This is a genomic window from Stenotrophomonas sp. SAU14A_NAIMI4_5 (assembly GCF_003086795.1).
Classification (GTDB): domain Bacteria; phylum Pseudomonadota; class Gammaproteobacteria; order Xanthomonadales; family Xanthomonadaceae; genus Stenotrophomonas.
Genome location: NZ_CP026003.1, coordinates 1,745,770 through 1,771,504 on the forward strand (window position 1 = coordinate 1,745,770; position 25,735 = coordinate 1,771,504).

Genomic DNA, 25,735 nt, shown 5'->3' on the forward strand with positions numbered 1-25,735 from the left:
CCATGGACGGGTTTACGGCGTCCCCCTCGACCGGACCCACCCCGCCATCCCTCGGAATGCAGGCTTTTGCTTCTGAAGGTGCCGGCCAGCGGCCGGCACTACCGCTTTTGCGGGTGCAGGGCTGCAAGCCCTGCTGGAACACTCCATATCGCACTCCCGGCCGATTACCGCACTCCAGCCGCCCGATAGTGCACACCCCCTCACGCCCGCCGGGCGGATGATCCGAAGGTCTGCCCCCACGGCACCCCGGAGTCCCTTCCATGTCCCACGTCAGCCCCGACGCACTCCCCCAGTACACCGCGGCGGAGAAACGCCACCGCGTGTTCGCCATCATGTCGGCCTCGTCCGGCAACCTGGTGGAATGGTTCGACTTCTACGTCTACGCCTTCTGCGCCATCTACTTCGCCGGCGCGTTCTTCCCCGCCTCCAACCCGACCGTGCAGCTGCTCAACACGGCAGGCGTGTTCGCCGCCGGCTTCCTGATGCGGCCCATCGGCGGCTGGCTGTTCGGCCGCATCGCTGATCGCCTTGGTCGCAAGAAATCGCTGCTGATCTCGGTCAGCATGATGTGCGGTGGCTCGCTGATGGTCGCCTGCCTGCCGACCTACGCCACCATCGGCGCGATGGCCCCGGTCCTGCTGCTGGTCGCCCGGCTCATCCAGGGCCTGTCGGTCGGCGGCGAGTACGGCACCACCGCCACCTACATGAGCGAGGTCGCCCTGCGTGGCCAGCGCGGCTTCTTCTCGTCTTTCCAGTACGTCACCCTCATCGGTGGCCAGCTGCTGGCGGTGCTGGTCATCGTCATCATGGAAGCGCTGCTGAGCGAGGCGGAAATCCGCGCTTGGGGCTGGCGCATCCCGTTCGTGCTCGGCGCCGTCGCCGCCGTGGTCGCGCTGCTGCTGCGCCGTACCCTGCATGAAACGCAGAGCGAGGCCGACCGCGATGACAAGGACGCCGGCAGCCTGTCCGCGCTGTTCCGTGACCACAAGGCCGCCTTCTTCACCGTGCTCGGCTATACCGCCGGCGGCTCGCTGATCTTCTACACCTTCACCACCTACATGCAGAAGTTCCTGGTCAACACGGTGCACCTGCCGATCAAGACCGCCAGCTACGTGATGACCGGCGCGCTGTTCCTCTACATGTGCATGCAGCCGCTGTTCGGCATGCTGTCCGACCGCATCGGCCGCCGCACCAGCATGATGCTGTTCGGTGCGCTGGGCGCGCTCACCACCGTGCCGATCCTGATCACCCTGCAGCACGTCAGCAGCCCGTGGGCAGCGTTCGGCTTGATCGTGCTGGCGCTGGCCATCGTCAGCTTCTACACCTCCATCTCCGGCATCGTGAAGGCGGAGATGTTCCCGCCGCAGGTGCGCGCGCTCGGCGTCGGCCTGGCGTACGCCATCGGCAACGCGATCTTCGGCGGCAGCGCCGAGTACGCCGCGCTGGGCCTGAAGAGCCTGGGCCATGAGCAGCTGTTCTTCTGGTACGTCACGGTGATGATGGTGGTGGCCTTCCTGGTCAGCCTGCGCCTGCCGCGCCAGGCCCGTTACCTGCACCATGACCACTGAGGGGAAGGGGAGGACAGCGCTGCCGATCTGCGGTACAAGATGACCGTTGCTACCTCGATCCATGCCGATGTCCTTCCCCTCCGACGCCGATCTCCATGCCCAGGCCGCCGCGCTTGGGCAGCGCCTGCAGCAGGCCGCGCTGCAACTGGTCACCGCCGAAAGCTGCAGCGGTGGCTGGATCGCCAAGTGCATGACCGATATCGCCGGCTCCTCGGCGTTCTTCGACTGCGGCATGGTGGTCTACAGCTATGAAGCCAAGCAGCGCCTGCTGGGCGTGCGCGCGCAGACCCTGGAACAGTTCGGCGCGGTCAGCCGCGAGGCCGTGCTGGAAATGGTGTCCGGCGCGCTGATCAATTCCGGTGCAGGGATCGCGGTGGCGGTGACCGGCATCGCCGGGCCCGGCGGCGGCAGCCCGGACAAGCCGGTGGGCAGCGTCTGGATCGGCTGGAAGCGCCGCGGCGGCTATGCCCGCGCCGAGCTGTTCCAGTTCGACGGCGACCGCGAAGCCATACGGCGGCAGACCGTGGCAGCGGCATTGCACGGCATCGACGCCCAGCTGTGACATGCTGGCCCGGTATGGAACCGGAGTAGGCATCGATGTGGGAGACGCTGGGTACCGTCCGTGACCTGGGCCGGCTGCAGGAAATCGCGGCCGTCCTGATCCGATACGGCTTCGGCGACGTGGTCCGGCGCATCGGCCTGGCCACCGTGCTTGAGCGCGCGGGCCGCCTGCTGCACTGGAACGAGGAAAGCCAGCAGATGCTGCGCATGACCGCACCGGTGCGCGTGCGCAGTGCCCTGCAGGATCTCGGCCCGACCTTCGTCAAGCTGGGCCAGGTGCTGGCCACCCGCGTCGACCTGCTGCCGCCGGAATGGATTTCCGAGCTGTCCGAACTGCAGAACGCGGTACCGGCGCTGCCGTACGCGGCCATCCGCGAGCAGCTGGAATCCGACCTGGGCGCGTCGCCGTCGCAGGTGTTCGCCTTCCTCGATGAAACCCCGATGGCCGCCGCCTCGCTGGCCCAGGCCCATCGCGCGCGCCTGCATGACGGCCGCGAGGTGGTGCTGAAGGTGCGCCGCCCCGGCATCCGCGACGTGGTGGAGGCCGACCTGCGCCTGCTCGCGCGGCTGGCCGAGATCGTCGAGGCGCGGCTGCCGGACCTGCGCCGCTACCGCCCGGCCGAAGTGGTCCAGCAGTTCACCGTGTCGCTGCGCCGCGAGCTGGATTTCGCCGCCGAATGCCGCAACGCCGAGCGCATCAGCCGTAATTTCCAGGGCCGCGACGACATCCTGATTCCCGAAGTGCACTGGCAGTGGACCTGCGAGAGCCTGAACGTCCAGGATTTCGTCGACGGCATTCCCGGTCGCGATCTGGCCGGCGTGGATGCGGCGGGGCTGGACCGCCGTGAGCTGGCCCGGCGCGGTGCCGACATCGTGCTGAAGATGGTGCTGGAGGACGGCAGCTTCCACGCCGATCCGCACCCCGGCAACATCATCTACCTGCGCGACGGCCGCATCGGCGTGATCGATTTCGGCATGGTCGGTGCGCTGTCCGAAGTGCGCCGCTTCCAGGTCGCACAGCTGCTGCATGGCCTGGTCGAACAGGACCCGCAGGGCGTGGCCGACGTCCTGCTGGACTGGGCCGGTGGCGTGGAAGTCGATGAGAACCGGCTGCAGCACGACATCAGCCAGTTCGTCGACCAGTACCGTGGCGTGCCGCTGAAGGACCTGCGCATCGGCCTGATGCTGGGCGACATCACCCAGCTGCTGCGCAGCTACAGCCTGACCTTGCCGGCCGACCTAGCGCTGATGATCAAGGCGTTCCTGACCCTGGAGGGCATGGGCCGCCAGCTCGACCCGGATTTCGACATGGCCAGCGCCGCGCGCCCGTTCCTGGAGCGGGTGGTGCTGCAGCGCTACGCACCGCGTGCGCTGCTCAAGCGCGGCCGGCGCAGCCTGCTGGGCATGATCGACTTCGCAGGCGAACTGCCGCGCGACCTGCGCAAACTGGTCCAGGCCGCGCGCCGCGGACGCCTGCAGCTGAAGGTGGAAACCAGCGCGCTGCAGGGCTTCGGCGACCAGGTGAACCGCGCCGCCAACCGCCTGGTGATGGGCATTGTCACCGCCGCGCTGATCATCGGCTCGTCCATCGTCATGCACAGCGTCGGCGGCATCTCCAGCCGCTGGCTGCTGGCGCTGGGCGTCTGCGGCTTCGTCGGCGCCGGCTTCTGCGGCGTGTGGATCCTGTTTTCCATATGGAGAAGCGGTAAGCACGCGTAACGTGCTTACCGCAGCGGTTCCCACCGGGAACCGCGGAATCGCTGCGCGATTCCTGTAGAGCCGACCGCTGGTCGGCTGCTCTTTCCTCTGCGCTCGCGCATCCCCCATCTGCCGAGCATCGGCTCGGCACTACAGAACCCGCCCCAGGCACTTGCACACCCATCAGTTAGTAGTAATACTACTAACCATGGACCTGACCGACACCCAGCAGGCGATCCTGCAGTTGATCGCCGAGCGTATCGAGAGCGAAGGCGCACCGCCGTCGCAGACTGAAATCGCCCGCGCCTTCGGCTTCAAGGGCGTGCGCGCGGCCCAGTACCACCTGGAGGCCCTCGAGCAGGCCGGTGCGATCCGTCGCATCCCCGGCCAGGCCCGCGGCATCCGCCTGGTGCAGGCGCCGCCGATCGAGAAGCTGGCCGAGCCGGGCCTGCCCGACAGCGTCCTGCGCCTGCCGGTGCTGGGCCGTGTCGCCGCCGGCCTGCCGATCGGCGCCGACATCGGTTCGGACGATTTCGTGGTCCTGGACCGGGTGTTCTTCTCGCCGGCGCCGGATTACCTGCTGAAGGTGCAGGGCGATTCGATGATCGACGAGGGCATCTTCGACGGTGACCTGATCGGCGTGCACCGCACCCGCGACGCCCACTCCGGGCAGATCGTGGTGGCCCGCATCGACGACGAGATCACCGTCAAGCTGCTGAAGATCGCCAAGGACCGCATCCGCCTGTTGCCGCGCAACCCCGACTACAAGCCGATCGAGGTCCTGCCCGACCAGGATTTCGCGATCGAGGGCCTGTACTGCGGCCTGCTGCGGCCCAACCGCTGAGCCCCTGGCAGCAGTCCTGTTCCACCAGCATTACCCCGCGGTCTTTTGTGGCGATTCTCTGGTTCCACTGAGGTTGGTACGGATGTCCGATAATTCTTTTCTGAGCGCCGGGCAGAATCTCAGCCTGTGCGATACATCCGACTTAAAGTGAACCCATGGCAAAGAAGACCCCCAAAGACAGCACCCCCAACGACATGACCTCTGCTAGGAGCAACACGATGGACGAGAACAAAAAGCGCGCATTGGCTGCTGCTCTGGGCCAGATCGAAAAGCAGTTCGGCAAGGGCTCGGTGATGCGCATGGGCGACCGCGTGGTCGAACCCGTCGAAGCCATCCCGACCGGCTCGCTGATGCTCGACATCGCACTGGGCATCGGCGGTCTGCCGAAGGGTCGTGTCGTTGAAATCTACGGTCCGGAGTCGTCGGGCAAAACCACCCTGACCCTGCAGGCCATCGCCGAATGCCAGAAGATGGGCGGCACCGCTGCCTTCATCGACGCCGAGCATGCGCTGGACCCGATCTACGCCGCCAAGCTGGGCGTGAACGTGGACGACCTGCTGCTGTCGCAGCCGGATACCGGTGAGCAGGCGCTGGAAATCGCCGACATGCTGGTCCGTTCGGGTTCGGTGGACATCCTGGTGGTCGACTCGGTCGCTGCGCTGACCCCCAAGGCCGAAATCGAAGGCGAAATGGGTGACCAGCTGCCGGGCCTGCAGGCCCGCCTGATGAGCCAGGCCCTGCGCAAGCTGACCGGCAACATCAAGCGCTCCAACACCCTGGTGGTCTTCATCAACCAGCTGCGCATGAAGATCGGCGTGATGATGCCGGGCCAGAGCCCGGAAGTGACCACCGGCGGCAACGCGCTGAAGTTCTACGCCTCGGTGCGCCTGGACATCCGCCGTATCGGCGCGATCAAGAAGGGCGACGAGATCATCGGCAACCAGACCAAGATCAAGGTCGTCAAGAACAAGCTGGCGCCCCCGTTCAAGCAGGTCATCACCGAGATCCTGTACGGCGAAGGCATCAGCCGCGAAGGCGAGCTGATCGACATGGGCGTGGAAGCCAAGCTGGTCGAGAAGGCCGGTGCCTGGTACAGCTACGGTGAAGAGCGCATCGGCCAGGGCAAGGACAACGCCCGCGGTTACCTGCGCGACAACCCGACCGTTGCCGCCAAGCTCGAAGCCGAGCTGCGCGAGAAGTTCCAGCCGTCCGAAGCCGCCCGCGAGGAAGGCGACGACGACGGCGACGACGAGTAAGACTTGCTGTGGGGCAGGGCGGCGCCGTCAGTGACGTCGCCCTGTCCCGCAGGTTCGAACCGCCCACGGACGGGCAGGGTGCCAGGGACGGCGCCACCCTTGGAGTAAGCAATGTCCGATGCCGACGCCCCCACCGGCCGCAAGCGCCGGCCGCGCGAACAGACCCCCGTACAGCGAGCCCTGGGCCTGCTGGTGCGGCGTGAGCATTCGCGCAAGGAGCTGACCCGAAAGCTGACCGCCCGAGGCATCGAGGGCGAGGCGGCCGAGGCCGCCGTGGCCAAGCTGACCGAGGCCGGCTGGCAGGACGACACGCGCTTTGCGGAGAATCTCGTCCGGATGCGTGCCAACACCGGCTATGGGCCCATCCACGTCCGTGCCGAGCTCGGCACCCATGGGCTGGACAGTGCCGCCATTGCCGCTGCCATGGACACCTACGAAGGCGACTGGCAGGAAAACGCCCGCGATCTGGTCCGCCGCCGCTTCGGCGAGGACGGCCCGCAGGACCTGGCACAGCGGCGCAAGGCCGCCGATCTGCTGGCCCGGCGGGGCTTCGACGGGGACACCATCCGCCGCGCGACCCGCTTCGACCCGGATGACTGAGACTGACGGCGCCGGGCCTGATACCCTTTAGGTTTTCGGCGGTCCGTTACGACCCTGGCCAGTGAGGCCGGCGGTTCGGGGCTGCCGGCCCGCACACTGCCAGCCCCCTCAATGAACGCACCCGCCAAATTCACGACTTCCCAGATCCGTAGCGATTTCCTTGAGTTCTTCAAGGGCAAAGGCCACACCATCGTGCCGTCGGCGCCGCTGGTGCCGGGCAATGATCCGACCCTGCTGTTCACCAACTCGGGCATGGTCCAGTTCAAGGACGTGTTCCTGGGCGCGGAAAAGCGCAGCTACGTGCGCGCGGCCGACGTCCAGCGCTGCCTGCGCGCCGGTGGCAAGCACAACGATCTCGACCAGGTCGGTTACACCGCGCGTCACCACACCTTCTTCGAAATGCTGGGCAACTGGTCCTTCGGTGATTACTTCAAGAAGGACGCCATCGCCTGGGCATGGGAACTGCTGACCCAGGTCTGGAAGCTGCCGGCCGAGCGCCTGCTGGTCACCGTCTACCAGACCGATGACGAGGCCTACGCGCTGTGGCGCGACATGGTCGGCATCCCGGAAGAGCGCATCGTACGCATCGGCGACAACAAGGGCGCCCCGTACGCCTCGGACAACTTCTGGCAGATGGCCGACACCGGCCCCTGCGGTCCGTGCACCGAGATCTTCTACGACCACGGCGACCATATCGCCGGCGGCCCCCCGGGTTCGCCGGATGAAGACGGTGACCGCTTCATCGAGATCTGGAACCTGGTGTTCATGCAGTTCGACCGCCAGACCGACGGCACCCTGGTGCCGCTGCCGGCACCGTGCGTGGACACCGGCATGGGCCTGGAGCGCCTGGCGGCGATCCTGCAGCACGTGCACACCAACTACGAGATCGACCTGTTCCAGGCGCTGATCCGCAAGGCGTCCGAGCTGACCGGCATGGCCGACCTGGAGAACAAGTCGCTGCGCGTGATCGCCGATCACATCCGCGCCTGCTCGTTCCTGATCGTCGATGGCGTGCTGCCGTCCAACGAAGGTCGCGGCTACGTGCTGCGCCGTATCATCCGCCGCGCCCTGCGCCACGGCTGGATGCTGGGCGTGCGCCAGCCGTTCTTCAGCAAGCTGGTGCCGACCCTGGTCGAGCTGATGGGCGAGGCCTACCCGGAACTGCCGGCCCAGGCCGACACCGTGGTCCGTGCGCTGCAGGCCGAGGAAGAGCGTTTCGCTGAAACCCTCGACGCCGGCATGAAGATCTTCGAGGACGTGGCGGCCAAGGCCAGCAATGGCGTGATCCCCGGCGTCGACGCGTTCCGCCTGTACGACACCTACGGCTTCCCGCTGGACCTGACCCAGGACATCGCCCGCGAGCGCGAGCTGACCGTTGATACCGACGGCTTCGATGCGGCGATGGAGCAGCAGCGCGAGACCGCGCGTGCCGCCGGCAAGTTCGGTGGCGGCGTGACCCTGCCGGCCGAGCTGGTGGCGACCCTGACCCCGACCCTGTTCCTGGGCTACGACCGCCTGCAGGCTGACGGCCTGACCGTGCTGGCCCTGCTGAAGGACGGCCGTCCGGCGCAGTCGGCCGAGGCCGGCGACGCCGTGATCGTCATCACCAACCAGACCCCGTTCTACGCCGAATCCGGCGGCCAGGTCGGTGATACCGGCGTACTGGCGGGCAACGGCGTGCGCCTGGTGGTCAGCGACACCCAGAAGTTCGCGGGCCAGTTCCATGGCCACGTCGGCACTTTGTCCGAAGGCGGCCTGAAGGTCGGCGACGTGCTGTCCGGCCAGGTCGATGGCGAGCGCCGCGGCGCTACCATCCTCAACCACTCGGCCACCCACCTGCTGCATGCCGCCCTGCGCGAAGTGCTCGGCACCCACGTGCAGCAGAAGGGTTCGCTGGTCGCACCGGACCGCCTGCGTTTCGACTTCTCGCACTTCCAGTCGATCAGCGCCGAAGAACTGGCCGTGATCGAGCGCAAGGTCAACCAGCAGGTGCGCGCCAACAACGCCGCCGAAGTGCACAACATGGGCATGCAGGAAGCGCTGGACTTCGGCGCGATGGCCCTGTTCGGCGAGAAGTACGGCGAGAACGTGCGCGTGCTGAAGATGGGTGACTACTCCACCGAACTGTGTGGCGGTACCCACGTCAGCCGCACCGGCGACATCGGTCTGTTCAAGATCACTTCCGAAGGCGGTGTCTCGGCCGGCGTGCGTCGCATCGAGGCGGTCACCGGCCAGGGCGCCCTGGATTATGTGGCGGCCGAAGAGGCCCGCCTGGCCGAAGCAGCCGAACTGCTGGGTGGCAGCGCCGCCGACGTGGTCGAGAAGATCCGCGCCCTGGGCCTGCGCCAGAAGCAGCTGGAGCGTGAGCTGGAGGCCGTGAAGGCCAAGGTCGCCGCCGGCGCTACCGCCGATCTCTCCGGCCAGGCCGTCGAGGTTGCCGGTGTGAAGGTGCTGGCCGCCCGCCTGGAAGGCTTTGACGCCAAGGCCCTGCGTGATGCCATGGACCGCCTGAAGCAGCAGCTGGGCAACGCCGTGATCGTGCTGGCCGGCACCCAGGACGGCAAGGCCGCGCTGGTCGCGGGCGTGAACGGCAGTGCAATGGGCAAGGTCAAGGCCGGGGAACTGTTGTCCCATATCGCCAGTCAGATCGGGGGCAAGGGCGGCGGACGCCCGGACCTCGCCCAGGGTGGTGGCGAGGACGGGCCCGCCCTTGCTACCGCTCTGGCCGCGGTTGTCGAATGGGTCAGCCCCCGCCTGTGATGTGAACCCCTGCCGTCCCCCTCCTTGTAGGAGCGGGACGGCTGACGGTACCATTGCGAAATCTTTTCCCTTTGTCGTGGGGACGCTTCTTGACGGAGCGTCAAGCCGGTGGGGGATACCCTTCCACACGGTTCCATGGAGACTTACTAAAATGTTGATCTTGACTCGCCGCGTCGGCGAAACCCTGATGATCGGAGACTCGGTGAGCGTCACCGTGCTCGGCGTCAAGGGCAACCAGGTGCGCATCGGTATCACCGCGCCGAAGGACGTTGCTGTGCATCGCGAAGAGATCTACCAGCGCATCCAGCGTGGTGACGAAGCCGGCAGCACCGGAAGTGAAAATTCCGGCGAATAAAAGCTTTACCTTCGCGTCTGATTAACGTTATGATTCACGCCCCGCTGAGGTGCACCGCACCAGACGCGGAGAAAACCCCGGAGCGATGCCCGAGTGGCTGAAGGGGCTCCCCTGCTAAGGGAGTATAGGGTCAAAAGCTCTATCGAGGGTTCGAATCCCTCTCGCTCCGCCAGATACAAGAAAGCGCCCGCAGATCTTCGATTTGCGGGCGTTTTTCGTTGTGCGTGATTGGTGCGGAACGGCAGTTGCCGATCAATCGTGGGACGCGGAATATTTCCGTTCGCCAGAAAGCACTGCCAGCCGAACGAGCGTGTGGTCTGCATCCTGCTGCGCGAGCCGGTTCTCCGGCGGCGGCAGTGGGCACGTCGCGAATTCGGTGTACGCGCACGGTGGGTTGTAGGCGCGATTGAAATCGAGCGCGACCGAACCATCCGCGGCGACCGCATCGGTGCGCAGGTAGCGACCGACACCATAGGTCTGCCGGCCCGTCGTCTGATCCTGGAACATCAGGTTCAGTCCTTTGGCCGGATCGCCCAATGCTTCCAGCCTCCACTGTCGACCCTCTTTTTCAAAGACGACGTATCCAGGATTGGGCGTGTCGGTGACCTCGCCGATGACACTGGCGATGGGCAGCGTCCTGCCGGCAGGGTGTGGCACGAAGCGCGCCTGCAGCCGCCAGCCTTCGTCTGCAGGGAAGAAATCAAGACCGGAAAAGGCCAGGCGAGCCGGTGCATCGGCATGCCGGACCCGCAGCGCAAGGCGTTGGCCACGGCGGATCACACTGATTTTTCCCTTGCCGTCGTCATAGGTGAGCGTGGTGCCACCGCCAGGGCCCTCCGGCGCCAGGCGAGTGCTGCCCAGCACCGGTGTGCCTTCCGTGGTAACGGCCACGCCATCGGCAGGCTGGAAGAACACGGCGTCGCCACGCTGCTCGATCTGGCCCAGGCGAGCGGGTGCAATGGCCAGCCGGATGTCGTTGTCCTCGCTTCCCCCCACGCGTTGCGTACCGGCTTCCAGCCAGTGCAGACCGGTGAGGCTGGTCCAGCCATCCGGCTTGCCCAGGTCCGCGGCGCGCTGGCGCACCCACTCGGCGTGCTCTGTCTGGAACGCCGACGCTGCGGGCGTTCCAGTCGCGGCCTGCGCATCCACGGGTTGCCGTGGGCTGCACGCGGCCACGCCCAGTGCCGCCGCAAGCAGGAACGCGAGGGTCAGTCTCTTCATGCGGTTCACCAGTTCTTTGAAATGCCGAGGTGGATGTAGCGCCCGTAGGTCTCGTGCAGCGCGCTCAGGTAATTGCCCGAGGCGTTGAGGGGCGGCTCTTTGTTGAACAGGTTGCGCGCTCCCACTTCCACGGCGGCGCCCTGCAGCAGCCCCGCGTGGAACTCCTTTTTCACCGACAAGGCCCAGCGCTGGGTGGAGGCGACCACGTACGGCCGGCCATCGGCGTACGCGCCGGCCCTGACACTGTCGATGTAGTCGTCGCGCAGCCGCACGGTCCAGTCCTTCAGGTTCCAGATCAAGGTGGCGCTGGCCCGCCACTCCGGCTTTGCCCCGTTGATGCCGACTTCGTTGGCCGCACCAAGGTCGGGCGCGATGATGTTCAACGCGCCGCGGGCGATCGCGGCGGCGACCTCCTGCACTTCGGCCGGCTTCTGCTGGGTGTACTCCTTCAACTGGCTGACGCTGACCAGCAGCGCGAAGCGCCCCCATGCGGTGTCCGGTAGCCGCCAGTTGAAGTTGTAATCCATGCCGGAGGCCGTCAGCGGACTGCGGTTCTGGTAGCGGTTGTAGATGTTGGTGACGACGCCGGCCGGCTCAAGCCCGGTGCCCGCGAACAGGGCGATGTCTTCTGCAGTTGCCTGCGCACGCACGACGTTGGGGTTGCTGGTGCCTTCGACGACACGCAGGTAGGCGTCGTAGAGCAGTTCCTCGCCCATGGTGCTGATCGGGTTCTCGACCTTCACCCGCCACGTGTCCACGCTCAGGCTGATCGAGCCGAAGCGTTCGGGCAGGAAGCGTGGCTCGAACACTGCGCCCCAGGAAGACTGTCGCGTCGTTTCCGGTTTGACGTCATCGCCGTAGGAGGTCACCGAGCTGACCGATGGCTTGACCGCCGAACCACTGCTGTAAGCGTTGAGGCAGGCGCTGTAGTTCGGCTGTGCACCCTTGGCGATGAGTGCATGGCAGCGGATGGCGTCGTTGTTGAAGCCGAACCCGTAGGTGGGCGGTGAATTGACCAGTTCCAGCCCCGGCGCGCGGAAGCCGCCACTGACCGAGCCGCGCAGCAGCAGGCTGTCATTGACCTTCCACGCAGCGGCCAGCTTCGGCTTGGCGACCTTGCCGGCGTCGCTGTAGTCCTCCCAGCGCGCAGCCACCTGCAGGTCCAGCGATTGCACCAGCGGCACGCCCTGCGCGGCGGACACCAGGGGGATGGCCAGTTCGACCAGCGCGGAGGTGACGTTGCGGCTGCCATGCACGTCGGGCCGCGGGCTGTGGGTGAAGAAATTGCTGGGCGCCACCGTTCCGGTGTACCAGTCGGTATAGGGGTGGCTGCCATCGATGTTCCCATCGCGGTCATCGCTGCGGCTTTCGTAACGGTACTCCACGCCCGCCGCCACGCCGATGTCGCCGGCATACCACGTCAGTAGATCGGAGCGGTCGATCTTGAAATCCCACAACGCCAGCTCGCTGGTGCCTACGCGCGTCGCCTCGCCAATGAACGAGGAGGTGTCATAGGGCGTGGCATCGCCAACCCGGATGCTGGCGGGATCACCTCCGCTGAACGGATTGTAGGCACTGGCATCGGTGCGGTTCACCGCCTCGATGAAGGCATCGGTGAGCCCGCCCTGCTGCACATCGGTGCTGCGCGCGCGTGAGTACAGCAGTGCGCTTTCCCAGTTCCAGCCGCCTTCGGTCCAGCCACGCACGCCCAGCAGGACGCGCGACTGCTCGTTGTCGACCGTGACGCGGCGGATCCCCGAGTCCGCGAACTGATAGTTCAGCAGTCGGATCGCATCGGCACCGCGCAGCGCTTCCGGCACCCAGTAGGCATCGGGACGGATGTGCAGCAGGAAGCCCTCGCCGCCGAAGCCGGACTCACTGCTCACCCACGACTCGGACCTGGCCCGGTAATAGGCCAGCTCGCCGAACAGCTGCAGCGAGTCGTTGATGTCGAACCGGCCGCTGGCGAACACATTGCCCTTGCGGATGGCGGGCGCCGAGGTGATGCCCGGCTCGGCGGCCGAGTCATAGTGGTAGCGGGTCGGCACCGTACCGGAGACGAGTGCGCCGGTCGCAGGATCGATGCTCCAGCTGCCGGTGCGCCTGCCATTGGCATAGGTATCGAAGTGGCCCCACGGCGTCCGCGTGCTGAAGCCGGTGCTGCCGTTCGGGTCGGGCACGCTGGTGCCATCTCTCAGCGGACGACGGCCATCGGTCGCCGTGAACCAGGCGTCGGAGTTGCGCTGCGCCGTCCGCGTGGAAAATCCGTAGAGCAGCGAGATGTTGCCGCGTCCATCGGCGAAGTCGCTGCCCAGGTAGCCATCCAGCGAGACGTCCTCACGATGGCCGTCGGACACCTTGCCGTAGTCCAGGCGGACGCCTCCGCCGTTCTGCAGGTTGGCCGGCGTTACGAGGTCGACCACGCCCGCCACCGCGTCGGAGCCGTAGATGGAGGCTGCGCCGTCAAGCAGCAGGTTGATGCGTTCCAGACCGAAGGTCGGGATGGCATTGGCGTTGTAGGTCGTATCGTCGCCGCTGTTGCTGATGGGATGCTGGACGGTGCGCCGGCCGTTGACCAGCAGCAGTGTGTACTTCGCGCCAAGGTTGCGCAGATTGATGGAGCCGACGTCGCCGCGGGCGACATTCGAATTGCGCCCGGCGTTGGTGGTGCCTTTCTCGGTGACGGCGACGTCGCCAAACTGCGGCAGGCTGCGGAACAGCTCGTTGCCGTTGGTGGCGCCGGTCGATTCGATCTGTTCGCGGTCCACCGCCACCACCGGCAGCGCCGCCTGGGCGCCACCGCCGGCAATCTGCGAGCCGAGAACGGAGACCTTGTCGAGCAGGCGTGCATTCCCCTCATGCGCGTGCGCGGCGGAGGCCTGCTTCTCCTCGGCGGCCTCTGCCGCGGGCGCAAGCAGGGTGCACAGCGCCAGGGCCAGGTGGCGGCGGCGCGCTCGCTGCGGGCGCAGGTTGTACCACGGGCGTTGCACGCTCGAATGCGAGCGCAGGACGAGCTTCATCGAATATCCCCAGAGAGATGCTGACAACCGGAGTGAAGGGGCGTCTCCCGGGCCGCTGTGGGCCGGGGAGACCGCCACCGCAAGGTCAACCCATGCAACGCCTGCGGCTACTGCGCGGCGTCTGCGTAGGGACCGCGAACGATGCGGCCTTCGAGCTTCTGCTCGTCCTTGACCAAGTTGTAGAGCGGGCAGGTGGCCTCGACCGACTGCCGGAGGGCATCGATCTCCTGGGCCGATGCAGGCGACTCGATGCGCACGCGATAGCGGATGCCGCTGTAGCGTGCCGGCGTGGTGACGCCCTTGCCGAAGCGCGGGCTCAGTTGACCATCAACGGTCAGCTCCAGCGAGTCCAGCAACACGTTGCGGGAGGCTGCCTGCACTTCGAAGATGTGGGTCAGGCAGGTGCCGGTGACGCCCAGCAGGTGCTCCTCCACCGTGGGTGCCAGGCCGTAGCCAAGCAGCCCCGGCGCACTGTCATGCAGCTGCTGGTGGTAGCCATCCTTGCCCAGGAAAACGTGGCGCAGGCCGGTGTGGGGTTCGACGTGGGCGCGGGCGAGAAGGGTCTCGGGTTCCCTCGGTGCATCCTTCGGATCGCGTGGCGCCTGCCGGGCGAGTACCGCCGGGCGCTTCTCCTCGGTGATGAAGTCGCGCAGGCCTGGGGGCAGCTTCGGATTGCGCGTGGATGAGCTTTGGACGTAGTCCACGTCGGCGTGGCTGACCTGCTGGGGTCGCGTCACCAGATCGATCGCCGAGGAATTCTCGTGCACCGCGCGCTTCAGCGCCTGCAGCTGTGCATCGGTTGCCGGCGAATCGATGTAGACGACGTAGGAGAGGTTGTTGGGATAGGCCAGGCTTGCGCTCTTGCGCTCGGGAATGCTGGTGAACACCACATCCAGCGCATCCAGCGGAATGTCCTGCACCGCCGCCTGCACGACGTACTCGTCAGCCACCGAGCTGGCGAGCGTACCGACCAGCGAGTCCCAGGAGCCGGCACCCAGGTTGTAGCCGGCGTAGTCCCGGCCGCTGTCGCTGATGTACTGGAACTCGCCGGTTGGCCCGATGCGCAGGCGCCTGACCCCTGAGCGGCTCTCGGCAGTCACCTTGGCATGGATGGTGGTCGGGACTGCAGGCTGCGCTGACTGCGCCTGGATGGCCGCGCGCTTGGCAGCGACATAGGCGCGCAGCGGAGAGACCGCATCTTCAGCGGCAACCGCGCCGGGCGCGGACAGCAACAGCAGGGAGGACAGCGCGGCGGCGCCGATGAACGTCAACGCGGTCCGGGGGAGGGCGAGGGACATGAAAGGAATGGGCTCCGAGGGCGAACATGAACGAGTGCCCACTGTTTCACGTCGGATCGCCCCGGCTAAATAACGCTTGGCCATTCCCATATACGCGCCCGCGCCAGCCGCCCAACGTCATCGACGCTGGGCGGCTGTCTCGCCGATCAAAAACCGGTACTAGTAAATGCGGCGGGGCTCCGGAACCGGTGCCGGTGCCGGTGCACCGGGGTGCCACGGCCGCTCGATCACCTGCGACGGCTGCTCGCGCCACATCACCGCCAGCGTGCAGTCGTTGGCGCGTTCCCGGCACATCTTTTCTGCCTTGCGCTGCGCGGCTTCCGGACTGGCCTCGGCCAGGGCGAAGCCCATGGACACCGTTCCGGTGAAGATGGCCGAGTAGCCCTCGCCGGTGGCGACGGCCGACTGGCCGCAGTTGCGGGAGCGGGCGGCACAGTACTTCACCGCGTTCTGCATCGAGGCGCTCACCGTCGCCTGGTTCATCGAGTAGCCGTAGGCGCCATCTGCATCGTAGGCAATGGCCGAGGCCGCGCCTGCAGTGGACGAAACGCCCAACAGCAGCGCACAGGAAATTGCATGCATCCAGTTCATTGAATCCTCCTTTTCGTCGATGGTTGACCGAAGGGGTAACGGTAATCAAGCCTGTCGTGCGCGCAATCGCGCCCGCGGTTCACGTTCCGCAGGCGCTGTGCTGCCGGCTCTGGTTCAGAGCCGCACGGTCACGCCCACCTGGAAGCCACGCCCCGGCAGTGGCGCGATGTATTTCAGTGGCGAGTTGTGCGGGCGCGCCTCTTCGTTGAGCAGGTTGCTGCCGTTGATGAAGACCTCCATCCCGGCCACGGCGGTCGTGCGCAAGGGAATCTCCCGGCTCAGCTGCAGGTCGACCAGGTTGAACGCATCCAGTGGTACTTCTTCGCTGACGTTGCGGCCCAGGTACTTCTGCGTGTCGTAGTAGGTGCTCGACAGCTGCGCCTTCCAGCCCTCGCGCTGCCATTGCACGGTGGCGCCGTAACGGTTGGTCGGCATGTTGGGCAGGTATTCGCCATCGTTATGGGCGCGCAGCGAATCGGGGTGGTCGGCCTTGTTCTTCACCAGGTCGGCAAAGGCCGATACCTCCAGGCTGCCGAAGCGACCGAGCATCAGTGACTGCGAGGCATCGACCTCGAAACCCTTCACCGTCGTATCGGTCTGCTTCCAGTACTTCAGCGGCAGGCGGTTGGCGGTCTGCAGGCCGGAGTAGCCCAGGTACAGGTAGTTTTCGTAACGCATGCGGTAAGCGGTGGCCGACAGCTGGAAGCCGCCCAGGTGGAACAGGCCGGTCAGCTCGAGGTTCTTCGCACGTTCCGGGTCCAGGTTCTGGTTGCCTTCCTCCTGGGTCATCACCGAATAATGCGCATTGCTGGCGTAGAGCTCGTTGATCTCCGGTGCGCGCTGCGAGGAGGAGTAACGCACCTTGGCGGCGAACAGCGGGCCGAGTTCAACGTAGGCGCCGATGCTGTAGCTGTTGAGCCGGAAGTCGCGGTCCTGCAGCGTGGTGTTGGCGGAATTGCGCGCCGTCTTGAAGCTGCTCGGCCGCAATGTGTGGTCTACGCGTTCGTGGCGCACGCCGGCATCGAACGAGGCCCAGTCGAAGTCCAGTGTTTCCTTCAGGAACACCGCCTGGCTGCGCGTATCGACGTTGGGCAGGTAGCGCAGCGATCCGCTGCCGGTGACGTCACGCGACTGCTGGCTGAGACCGAGCAGGCCGCTCAGCGGGCCGACGCGGCGATGGGCCAGCAGCAGTTCGGCCTGGGTGCATTCAAAGTCGTAATCGTTGGCCTTGCTGGTACCCAGGCGTTCGCCCGAGGTGTTGTCCAGCTGCGAGACGCGCAGCTCGGCACGCTCGATGCCCGGCACCGGGTCGCGCAGCAGGGCTTCCAGCGCATAGCGCTCCTGCTTGATGACCACGCCCACAGGCAGGCCGTCGGCGTAGTTGGAACCGAAGGACAGGTTCTGCATCGAGAAGCCCGGCACGCCGTATTCGCTGTCCTTGGCATCAATACTGACACCCACGTAGCCGCGGTCGAAGAACAGGGTCGAGCCGAGAGCCACCTGGGAACTGCGTGAGTAGCTGTTGCCCAGGCGGTGGTGGTAGTCCGGGGTGACGTCGTTGTTGATCCGCTTCTGCACATAGGACGGCGTGCCGGCGACGTAGTCCGGATTGACCGGATTGACGTAGGTCTGGTGCTGCCAGACCGAGGTCGGGCTGTTGGTGTAGAAGGAGAACTCGCCATCGGCCCAGTCCGGGTTCTCGGTCATGAACTGGTCGATGTAGGGTTGCGAGGCTTTGTTGTAGACCTGCTGCACCCGGGCCTCCTTCTGGCAGGCATCGGCCAGCGCCGAGTTGACCCCGCCGGCGGCCGGGAACAGCTGGCTGTTGCAGGCGGCCGCCTTGCTGTTGCCGGGAATGTCGTAGTGCGAGATGCGCTGCCGCGAGACCTGCAGGTTGGTGGAGACGTTGCGCTGGTTGTTGAAGTTCATCCGGAAGCCCTGCGCATCGGCGGCGTTGAAGCCCTTGCGCAGCACCAGTTCCATCGACTGGTCCTTGTCTTCCATCGAGCGCGGGATCAGCCCGGAGTCGACCTCGACGCTGCCGCCGATGGCGTTGCCGCCGTAGCGCACCGTGTCGGAGGACTTGTTGACGGTGACGCTGCGCACGAACAGCGGGTCGAATGGAATGTTGATGTCGCCGCTGATCGCGTTCATGCCAAGGATGGACTGGCCGTCCTGCAGGATCTGCACGCGGTTGCCGCTCAGGCTGCGGATGACCGGCGCGCCGGCGTTGGGCCCGAAGGCGCTGCTCTGCACGCCGGAGACATGCTCTAGCAGGCCGCCAAGGGTGCGGTTCTGGGCCTGCGGGTTGTCGACGGTGACCCGGCTGTCGATGCGTGAGGGCTGGCTGGCTTCCACCTGCAGGGTGGGAAGGGTGGGCGCGTCCGCCGCCCTGGCGGAATGGAGGGCGACGGACTGAAGGGCGAGGGGGATGGCTGCAGCTAGCAGGTGGCGACGCATGACACGCTCCGTAAAATTGGCGTGAAATGTTATAACGTAACTATTCGTAACGACAAACGATTTCTTCGCCGTATCATCGAAGCCATCATCGATGGCGACCGGCCCTGTCTTGGATTCCCTGCAGCACTTCCATCCCGCCACCCGCGACTGGTTCCGTTCCGCGTTCGCCGCATCGACGCCGGTGCAGGACGAGGCGTGGGCGTCGATCGCCGCAGGCCGGCACACCCTGGTGGTGGCGCCGACCGGATCGGGCAAGACGCTGGCTGCGTTCCTGCATGCGATCGACCAGGTCTTCGCCGAGCGCGATGGCGACGCACGCCGCGACCCGGCGGCTAAGCCCGTACCGCGCACGCGCGTGCTGTACCTGTCGCCGATCAAGGCATTGGGCAGCGATGTGCAGCGCAACCTGCAGGTGCCCCTGAAGGGCATCAGCGCCCGCCGCGGCGAGCGCGGCGATCCGGCGGTGGCCCTGACCGTGGCCATGCGCACCGGCGATACCAGCAGCAGTGACCGCGCACGCCTGGTGCGGCGCCCGCCGGATATCCTGATCACCACGCCAGAGTCGCTGTACCTGATGCTGACCTCGCAGGCGAGGGAGATCCTGCGCGATGTGCATACGGTGATCCTCGATGAGATCCATGCGGTGGCGGGCGGCAAGCGTGGCTCGCACCTGGCGCTGAGCCTGGAGCGGCTCGATGCGCTGCTGCAGGCACCCGCACAACGCATCGGCCTGTCGGCCACGGTGCGCCCGGTCGAGGGCGTTGCCGCCTTCCTCGGCGGTGATCGCCCGGTGCAGGTGGTGCAGCCGCCTTCGCAGCGGCAGCTGGAACTGAAGATCGTGGTGCCGGTGGAAGACATGACCGATCTGGTCGTGCACGGTCCCGCGGAAGGACGTGGGGCCGGCGCACGCACCGGTTCGATCTGGCCGCATGTGGAAGCCAGCATTCTCGACAACGTGATGCGGCATCGCTCCACGATTGTGTTTGCCAATTCGCGTGGCGTGGCCGAACGGCTGACTGCACGACTCAACGAGCTGCATGCCGAGCGCACGGGCGTCGAGCCTGCGGGCGAAGCGGATGCTGCGGATACAGCCGCCTACGGATCGTTCACCGGCAGCACGGTGAACCGTGTCACCACGCCGGCCTCGGTGATCGCGCGCTCGCACCACGGCTCGGTGTCCAAGGAACAGCGCGCCGCCATCGAGCAGGCGCTGAAGTCGGGTGACCTGCGCTGCGTGGTCGCCACCTCCAGTCTTGAGCTGGGCATCGACATGGGCCTAGTGGACCTGGTGATCCAGGTCGCGGCGCCGCCTTCGGTGTCCAGTGCACTGCAGCGGGTGGGCCGTGCCGGTCACCAGGTGGGCGGCATGTCACGCGGCCTGCTGTATCCGCGTACGCGCCGTGATCTGGTCGATGCTGTGGTGGTGGTGGACAGCATGCTGCATGGACGCATCGAAGCCCTCGATCCGCCGCGCAATCCGCTCGATGTGCTGGCCCAGCAGACCGTGGCGGCGGTAGCGATGGAGCCACTCGATGTCGAGGCCTGGTTCGCACGCGTGCGCCGGGCTGCGCCGTACCGCACGCTGCCGCGCAGTGCCTTCGACGCAGTGCTGGACATGCTGGCCGGCCGCTATCCGTCCGATGAGTTCGCCGGTTTCCGCCCGCGGCTTGTCTGGGACCGGAAGACCGGCACGTTGACCGCACGTCCTGGCGCCCGCCAGCTGGCGGTGACCAGCGGCGGCACCATTCCCGACCGTGGCATGTATGCCGTCGTGCTGCCCGAAGGCGAAGAACAGGCGGGATCGCGCCGTGTCGGCGAGCTGGATGAAGAGATGGTCCACGAGTCGCGGGTGAATGATGTGATCACCCTCGGCGCAACGTCCTGGCGCATCGACCAGATCACCCTTGACCAGGTCGTGGTGACGCCAGCGCCGGGGCGCTCGGCGCGGCTGCCGTTCTGGCGCGGCGAAGGCATCGGCCGCCCGGCCGAGCTGGGGCAGGCCACCGGCGCCTTCCTGGCGGAACTCGAGACCGAGCCTGGCGGCGCTGCCGAGCCGTCGCCGGCATTGCTCGCCCGGCTGCGCGATCGCGGCCTGGATGAACGCGCGATCAGCAACATGCTGGCGCTCGTGGCCGAACAGCAGCAGGCCACCGGTGTGCTGCCCACCGACCTGCGCCTGGTCGTCGAGCGCTGCCGTGATGAACTCGGCGACTGGCGGGTGATGCTGCATTCGCCCTACGGCCGCCGCGTGCACGATCCCTGGGCGCTGGCGGTGGCTGCGCGCCTGCGCGAGCAGGCTGGCATCGATCCGGCCGTGGTGGCCAGCGACGACGGCATCATCGTACGCATGCCCGACCGCAGCGGTACACCGCCTGGCGCGGAACTGTTCCTGTTCGATGCGTCCCACCTGCGCCAGGTCATCAATCGCTCGGTCGCCGGTTCCGCGTTGTTCGCCGCACGTTTTCGTGAGTGTGCCTCGCGCGCGCTGCTGCTGCCGCGGCGCACGCCGGGCAAGCGCTCGCCGTTGTGGCAGCAGCGCCTGCGTGCGGGGCAGCTGCTGGAGATCGCCCGTGGCCACGATGAGTTCCCGATCCTGGTTGAGACCGCGCGCGAGTGCCTGCAGGACGTCTACGACCTTGATGCACTGGATGCGCTGATGCTGCGCGTGCAGGCCGGTCAGGTCCAGGTGGTCGAGGTGGATACGGCCGTGCCATCGCCGTTCGCGGCGAACCTGCTGTTCGGCTATGTCGCCGAGTTCATGTACGAAGCCGATGTACCGCTGGCCGAACGGCGTGCATCGGTGCTGTCGCTCGACAGTGGGCTGCTGGCGGAACTGCTCGGCGAGGTGGATCTGGGCGAACTGCTGGACGATGCCGTGGTGGCCACCGTGGAGCGCGAGCTGCAACGCCTGGATCCGGCCCGCCACGCGCGTGGCAGCGAAGGCGTGGCCGACCTGCTGCGTGAGCTGGGCCCGCTGCCGGCCGTGGAGGTCGCACAGCGCATCACCGAGCCCGCGCAGGCGGATGCGTGGCTGCAGGCGCTGCAGGCGGCGGGTCGTGCGATCCGTGTTCCCGTCGCAGGGGTCCAGCAGTGGGCGGCGGTGGAGGATGCCGTGCGCCTGCGCGATGTCCTGGGCATCATCCCGCCTGCGGACGTGGCCGAGGTATTCCTGGCCCCGGTACCGGATCCGCTGGGCGATCTGCTCGGCCGCCACGCGCGCACCCATGGGCCCTTCAGCAGTGGCAGCGTGGCCGCCCGTTTCGGTCTTGGTGTGGCGGTGGTGGATGCTGCCCTGCACGTGCTGCAGGAACAGGGCCGGGTCGTGCGCGGCCGGTTCGGCCTGGATCGTCGCGCGGCAGACGAAGTCGCAGCGGCGGCTTCACCGCGTGCAGGCCATGAGTGGGTGGGCACGGAGGTGCTGCAACGGCTGCGGCTGCGCTCCTTGCAGGCCGCCCGCGAGGCGACCCGCCCGGTCCCGGTGCAGGCCTATGTCGGTCTGCTGCTGCAGGGGCAGGGCGTGCTGCCTGGGGGCGCACGCCTGCGTGACAGCGAAGGCGTGCTGCAGGTGATCGAACAACTGGCGGGGCTGCCACTGCCGGCATCGCTGTGGGAACAGCAGGTGCTGCCCGCGCGCGTGCCCGGCTACACGCCTGCGCTGCTGGATGAACTGCTGGCCACCGGCAGGGTGCTCTGGGTCGGCCATGGCCGGCTGGGCGACGACGATGGACTGGTGTCGTTGCACCTGCGTGAGCGTGCCGCTGAAACCCTGCCGGTCACACCGGTGCAGGTCGAAGACTCACCGATGCAGCAGGCCATCCTGCAGGTGCTGGCCGACGGCGGTGCGTTCTTCGCCCGGCAACTGGCGATGCAGGTACAGCCGCGACTGGCCGGTGCAGACACGGCGGGTGAGGACTTCCAGACGGCGCTGTGGCAGCTGGCCTGGCGTGGACAGATCAGCAGTGACCTGTGGGCGCCGCTGCGTGCGCTGGGCGGAGCGCGGCCTGCACGGGCGCGGCCGACGCCGGTGTCGCGCCGCCGTCGCGGCTTTGCCTTCGTTCCGCTGACGACGGACACCGCAGGACTGGAGCTGGCCAGCAGCACGGGGCCGACGCTGGCGGGACGCTGGTCGCTGCTGCCGCGCGAGCGCGCCAGTGACACCCTGCGCGCGCTGGCGCAGACCGAGGCGCTGCTGGACCGCTACACGGTGGTCACCCGTAGCGCAGCGATGAGCGAAGCCGTGGCCGGTGGATTTCCGGCACTGCGCCCGGTGCTGCGCAGCATGGAGGATGCGGGCCAGCTGCTGCGCGGTCGCTTCGTGGAAGGCATGGGCGGTGCCCAGTTCGCCCAGCGCGACGACATCGACCGCCTGCGTGCCAGCGCCGAGCAGACACGTGGACCTGACGGCTGGGTTGCGCTGTCGGCGCTGGATCCCGCCAATCCGTTCGGCAGCCTGCTGCCGTGGCCCCAGCCCATCGCCGGGCCGCGTCCGGTGCGCCGGGCCGGTGCGATGGTGGTGATCGGCGAAGGCCGCCTGCAGCTGTATCTGCCGCAGGGTGGCCGCCAGCTGACCAGCTGGATCGAAGACAAGGCAGGCGACGTGGCCACGCGTTGGGCAACGGCGGCACAGGCGCTGGCCGTGGGCCTGCGGCGCGGCCGGCGGCTGTCCTTCACCCTGGAGCGGATCAACGACGAGGCCATCCATCGTGGGCTCGCCATCGATGCGCTGCGCGCGGCGGGATTCAGCAATGAACCGCGCGGCCTGGGCTGGAACGGCTGATCAGGGCGCGGCCGGATCAGCCTTGTCCACGTCGATGCCGTAGCGCTCGATGGCGACCTGCATCAGCGTACGTTCGACGCGACCGTCATCGGCCAATGCCTTCAACGCAGCCAGCACGATGAAGTGGCGGTCCACCTCGAAGAACGTGCGCAGTGACTCGCGTGTGTCCGAGCGGCCGAAACCATCGGTACCCAGGGCGATGAAGCGACGGTCATCAATGAAGGGGCGGATCTGGTCGGCGACGATCTTCATGTAATCGGTGGCCACCACCACCGGGCCAGCGTACCCTGCAAGGCACTGCTGCACGTAAGGCACGCGCGCTTCGGCGGCGGGGTGCAGCAGGTTCCAGCGCTCGGCGGCCAGGCCGTCGCGACGCAGTTCGGTCAGGCTGGTGGCGCTCCACACGTCACTGGCAATGCCGAAGTCCTGCTGCAGCAGGGTGGCGGCGGCCTCCACCTCGCGCAGGATCGCGCCACTGCCCATCAGCTGCATGCGTGGCTGCGCACTAGCATCGGCCGGAGCCGGGTGCAGCAGGTACAGGCCCTTGAGGATCCCGGCCTCGGCACCCTCGGGCAGGGCCGGGTGCGGGTAGTTCTCGTTGAGCAGGGTGATGTAGTAGTAGATGTCTTCCTGGTCCACGTACATGCGGCGCAGGCCGTCGTGGATGATCACCGCCAGCTCGAAGTTGTAGGTGGGGTCGTAGGAGATGCAGCTGGGAATGACCGAGGACAGCACGTGGCTGTGGCCATCATCGTGCTGCAGGCCTTCGCCCATCAGCGTGGTGCGGCCGGAGGTAGCACCCAGCAGGAAGCCGCGCGTGCGCGCATCGGCGGCGGCCCAGGCCAGGTCGCCCACCCGCTGCAGGCCGAACATCGAGTAGAAGATGTAGAACGGGATCGTCGCCAGGCCGTGGTTGCTGTAGGCGGTGCCCGCCGCGATCCACGAGCTGATCGCACCGGATTCGTTGATGCCTTCCTGCAGGATCTGCCCGTCGGTAGCTTCCTTGTAATAGCTCAGCTGGCCGGCATCCTGCGGGGTGTACAGCTGGCCCAGGTAGGAGTGGATGCCGATCTGGCGGAACAGGCCTTCCATGCCGAAGGTACGTGATTCATCGGGCACGATCGGAATGGTCAGCCTGCCCAGCTCCGGGTCCTTCAACAGCGTGGTGAGGATGCGCACGAAGCCCATGGTGGTGGACTGGCCACGGTCGCCGCTGCCCTGCAGCTGCGTGCCGAACGTTGACAGCGGCGGCACCGGCAGCGGCTCCACATGGGTACGCCGCGCCGGCAGCTGCCCGCCCTGTGCGCGGCGGCGTTCGGCGAAGTACGTTGCTTCGGCGCTGCCCGGCTGCGGGCGCAGGTAGGGCATCTGTTCCAGCTGTTCGTCGCTGACCGGCAGGTCGAAGCGGTCGCGGAAAGCGCGCACTGCATCGGCGCTCATCTTCTTCAGCTGGTGGTTGATGTTCTGGCCTTCGCCGGCCTCGCCCATGCCGAAGCCCTTTACCGTCTTGGCCAGCACCACCGTCGGCCGGCCGGTAGTCTGCATGGCCTGCAGGTAGGCCGCGTGCACCTTCTGCGGATCGTGGCCACCGCGTGCCAGCGCCCAGATCTGTTCGTCACTCATGTGCGCCACGCGGGCCAGCAGTTCCGGGTGGCCACCGAAGAAATGCTCGCGCACGTAGGCACCGTTCTGCGACTTGAACGTCTGGTAGTCGCCGTCCACGCATTCCATCATGCGCTGGCGCAGCAGGCCGTCGTGGTCGGCGGCCAGCAGCTCATCCCAGCCACCGCCCCAGATCACCTTGATGACATTCCAGCCCGCGGCACGGAAGGTGCCTTCCAGCTCCTGGATGACCTTGGCATTGCCACGCACCGGCCCGTCGAGGCGCTGCAGGTTGCAGTTGACCACGAACACCAGGTTGTCCAGGCGCTCGCGCCCGGCCAGGGAGATGGCGGCCAGCGATTCGGGCTGGTCCATTTCGCCATCGCCGAGGAACGCCCAGACTTTGCGGCCCTGGTGCGGCTTGAGCCCGCGGTATTCCAGGTAGCGCATGTAGCGCGCCTGGTAGGCGGCGGTGAGCGGGCCCAGGCCCATCGACACCGTGGGGAACTGCCAGAACTCGGGCATCAACCGCGGGTGTGGGTACGAGGACAGGCCTTCGCGCCCGGCTTCGCGGCGGAAGTTGTCCATCTGCTGATCGTCCAGGCGGCCTTCCAGGTAGGCGCGGCCGTAGATGCCGGGGGCGGAGTGGCCCTGGATGTAGATCATGTCGCCGTCAAAGGTCTCGGTGCGGCCACGGAAGAAATGATCGAAGCCCACGTCGTACAGCACTGCCGCCGACTGGTAGGTGGCGATGTGGCCGCCGACGTTGGAGTGCTTGCCAGCACGCAGCACCATCACCATTGCGTTCCAGCGGATCATCGCGTTGAGCCGCCGCTCGATGGCGAGGTCGCCGGGGTAGGGCGGCTGCCGGTGCAGCGGGATGCTGTTGGTGTAGGCGGTCCAGGCGCGCGTGTGCAGGTCGCCGTGCCGGTCTGCATCGAGGTCGGACAGCTGGTCGAGCAGGTAATGCGCGCGCGGGCGGCCGCCGATCTCGAGCACGGCCTGCAGCGACTCGCGCCACTCGCGGGTTTCCTGCGGGTCGGTATCGATGGGGGAAGAGGTGTGGTTCATGGCGTTCTCCAGAAGGCGTCGCGCGGGCGCTGCGCGGCCACCGAGAAGACAAG

15 protein-coding genes and 1 tRNA gene are annotated in these 25,735 nt (G+C 67.1%); 10 read left to right on the forward strand and 6 right to left on the reverse strand.

The genetic code is table 11. The features are described from left to right. Positions 1–260 precede the first annotated feature (260 nt). From C1925_RS08345 to C1925_RS08385, 9 genes are all read left to right on the forward strand, one after another. The gene (locus tag C1925_RS08345) at positions 261–1,568 is read left to right on the forward strand and encodes an MFS family transporter (RefSeq protein WP_108768477.1); all 1,308 of its coding nucleotides are present in this window, start codon (positions 261–263) and stop codon (positions 1,566–1,568) included. Positions 1,569–1,629: 61 nt separating this feature from the next. After that, a complete protein-coding gene (locus C1925_RS08350; RefSeq protein ID WP_174213499.1) occupies positions 1,630–2,130 on the forward strand; it encodes a CinA family protein in 501 nt (166 codons plus the stop codon). Positions 2,131–2,165: 35 nt separating this feature from the next. Further along, positions 2,166–3,848 carry a 2-polyprenylphenol 6-hydroxylase gene (gene ubiB / locus C1925_RS08355; RefSeq protein ID WP_108768479.1) on the forward strand — a complete coding sequence of 561 codons (1,683 nt, stop codon included), beginning with the start codon at positions 2,166–2,168 and terminating at the stop codon, positions 3,846–3,848. 187 nt (positions 3,849–4,035) lie between these two features. Continuing rightward, on the forward strand, positions 4,036–4,671 hold the full coding sequence (gene lexA / locus C1925_RS08360; RefSeq protein WP_079221455.1) for a transcriptional repressor LexA: 636 nt from the start codon (positions 4,036–4,038) through the stop codon (positions 4,669–4,671). 218 nt (positions 4,672–4,889) lie between these two features. After that, positions 4,890–5,927 (forward strand): recombinase RecA, encoded by a 1,038-nt coding sequence (gene recA / locus C1925_RS08365; protein WP_108768480.1) that lies wholly within the window; start codon positions 4,890–4,892, stop codon positions 5,925–5,927. A 111-nt stretch (positions 5,928–6,038) separates the two neighbouring features. Then, complete coding sequence (gene recX / locus C1925_RS08370) at positions 6,039–6,527, forward strand: recombination regulator RecX (RefSeq protein ID WP_108768481.1); 489 nt, start codon at positions 6,039–6,041, stop codon at positions 6,525–6,527. A 111-nt stretch (positions 6,528–6,638) separates the two neighbouring features. Beyond that, on the forward strand, positions 6,639–9,287 hold the full coding sequence (gene alaS / locus C1925_RS08375; RefSeq protein WP_108768482.1) for an alanine--tRNA ligase: 2,649 nt from the start codon (positions 6,639–6,641) through the stop codon (positions 9,285–9,287). Positions 9,288–9,438: 151 nt separating this feature from the next. After that, complete coding sequence (gene csrA, locus C1925_RS08380; protein WP_079221459.1) at positions 9,439–9,642, forward strand: carbon storage regulator CsrA; 204 nt, start codon at positions 9,439–9,441, stop codon at positions 9,640–9,642. Between the two features lie 79 nt (positions 9,643–9,721). Then, positions 9,722–9,814 (forward strand) — tRNA-Ser (locus C1925_RS08385). An 80-nt stretch (positions 9,815–9,894) separates the two neighbouring features. Here C1925_RS08385 and C1925_RS08390 read toward each other — a convergent pair. From C1925_RS08390 to C1925_RS08410, 5 genes are all read right to left on the reverse strand, one after another. Beyond that, complete coding sequence (locus C1925_RS08390; protein WP_108768483.1) at positions 9,895–10,863, reverse strand: DUF1684 domain-containing protein; 969 nt, start codon at positions 10,861–10,863, stop codon at positions 9,895–9,897. Between the two features lie 5 nt (positions 10,864–10,868). After that, a complete protein-coding gene (locus C1925_RS08395; protein ID WP_108768484.1) occupies positions 10,869–13,883 on the reverse strand; it encodes a TonB-dependent receptor in 3,015 nt (1,004 codons plus the stop codon). A gap of 107 nt (positions 13,884–13,990) precedes the next feature. Next, positions 13,991–15,181 carry an OsmC family protein gene (locus tag C1925_RS08400; RefSeq protein ID WP_159097500.1) on the reverse strand — a complete coding sequence of 397 codons (1,191 nt, stop codon included), beginning with the start codon at positions 15,179–15,181 and terminating at the stop codon, positions 13,991–13,993. A gap of 159 nt (positions 15,182–15,340) precedes the next feature. Next, a complete protein-coding gene (locus C1925_RS08405; protein WP_108768486.1) occupies positions 15,341–15,772 on the reverse strand; it encodes a DUF4189 domain-containing protein in 432 nt (143 codons plus the stop codon). Between the two features lie 114 nt (positions 15,773–15,886). Continuing rightward, positions 15,887–18,232, reverse strand: a complete 2,346-nt coding sequence (locus tag C1925_RS08410; RefSeq protein WP_108768487.1) for a TonB-dependent receptor — start codon at positions 18,230–18,232, stop codon at positions 15,887–15,889. A gap of 109 nt (positions 18,233–18,341) precedes the next feature. Between C1925_RS08410 and C1925_RS08415 the strand changes: the two genes are divergently transcribed. Continuing rightward, positions 18,342–23,009: an ATP-dependent helicase gene (locus tag C1925_RS08415; protein WP_254051410.1), complete on the forward strand. Its 4,668-nt coding sequence runs from the start codon at positions 18,342–18,344 to the stop codon at positions 23,007–23,009. Here the strand turns inward: C1925_RS08415 and aceE are convergent, their stop codons facing one another. Then, positions 23,010–25,682 (reverse strand): pyruvate dehydrogenase (acetyl-transferring), homodimeric type, encoded by a 2,673-nt coding sequence (gene aceE, locus C1925_RS08420; protein ID WP_108768489.1) that lies wholly within the window; start codon positions 25,680–25,682, stop codon positions 23,010–23,012. Positions 25,683–25,735: the final 53 nt, after the last annotated feature.

What these genes read in the sequence shown, in the direction of transcription:
- C1925_RS08345 (WP_108768477.1), top strand. Translation starts at nt 261, where the DNA reads ATGTCCCACGTCAGCCCCGACGCACTCCCCCAGTACACCGCGGCGGAG.
- C1925_RS08350 (WP_174213499.1), top strand. Translation starts at nt 1,630, where the DNA reads ATGCCGATGTCCTTCCCCTCCGACGCCGATCTCCATGCCCAGGCCGCC.
- ubiB (WP_108768479.1), top strand. Translation starts at nt 2,166, where the DNA reads ATGTGGGAGACGCTGGGTACCGTCCGTGACCTGGGCCGGCTGCAGGAA.
- lexA (WP_079221455.1), top strand. Translation starts at nt 4,036, where the DNA reads ATGGACCTGACCGACACCCAGCAGGCGATCCTGCAGTTGATCGCCGAG.
- recA (WP_108768480.1), top strand. Translation starts at nt 4,890, where the DNA reads ATGGACGAGAACAAAAAGCGCGCATTGGCTGCTGCTCTGGGCCAGATC.
- recX (WP_108768481.1), top strand. Translation starts at nt 6,039, where the DNA reads ATGTCCGATGCCGACGCCCCCACCGGCCGCAAGCGCCGGCCGCGCGAA.
- alaS (WP_108768482.1), top strand. Translation starts at nt 6,639, where the DNA reads ATGAACGCACCCGCCAAATTCACGACTTCCCAGATCCGTAGCGATTTC.
- csrA (WP_079221459.1), top strand. Translation starts at nt 9,439, where the DNA reads ATGTTGATCTTGACTCGCCGCGTCGGCGAAACCCTGATGATCGGAGAC.
- C1925_RS08390 (WP_108768483.1), bottom strand. Translation starts at nt 10,863, where the DNA reads ATGAAGAGACTGACCCTCGCGTTCCTGCTTGCGGCGGCACTGGGCGTG.
- C1925_RS08395 (WP_108768484.1), bottom strand. Translation starts at nt 13,883, where the DNA reads ATGAAGCTCGTCCTGCGCTCGCATTCGAGCGTGCAACGCCCGTGGTAC.
- C1925_RS08400 (WP_159097500.1), bottom strand. Translation starts at nt 15,181, where the DNA reads ATGTCCCTCGCCCTCCCCCGGACCGCGTTGACGTTCATCGGCGCCGCC.
- C1925_RS08405 (WP_108768486.1), bottom strand. Translation starts at nt 15,772, where the DNA reads ATGAACTGGATGCATGCAATTTCCTGTGCGCTGCTGTTGGGCGTTTCG.
- C1925_RS08410 (WP_108768487.1), bottom strand. Translation starts at nt 18,232, where the DNA reads ATGCGTCGCCACCTGCTAGCTGCAGCCATCCCCCTCGCCCTTCAGTCC.
- aceE (WP_108768489.1), bottom strand. Translation starts at nt 25,682, where the DNA reads ATGAACCACACCTCTTCCCCCATCGATACCGACCCGCAGGAAACCCGC.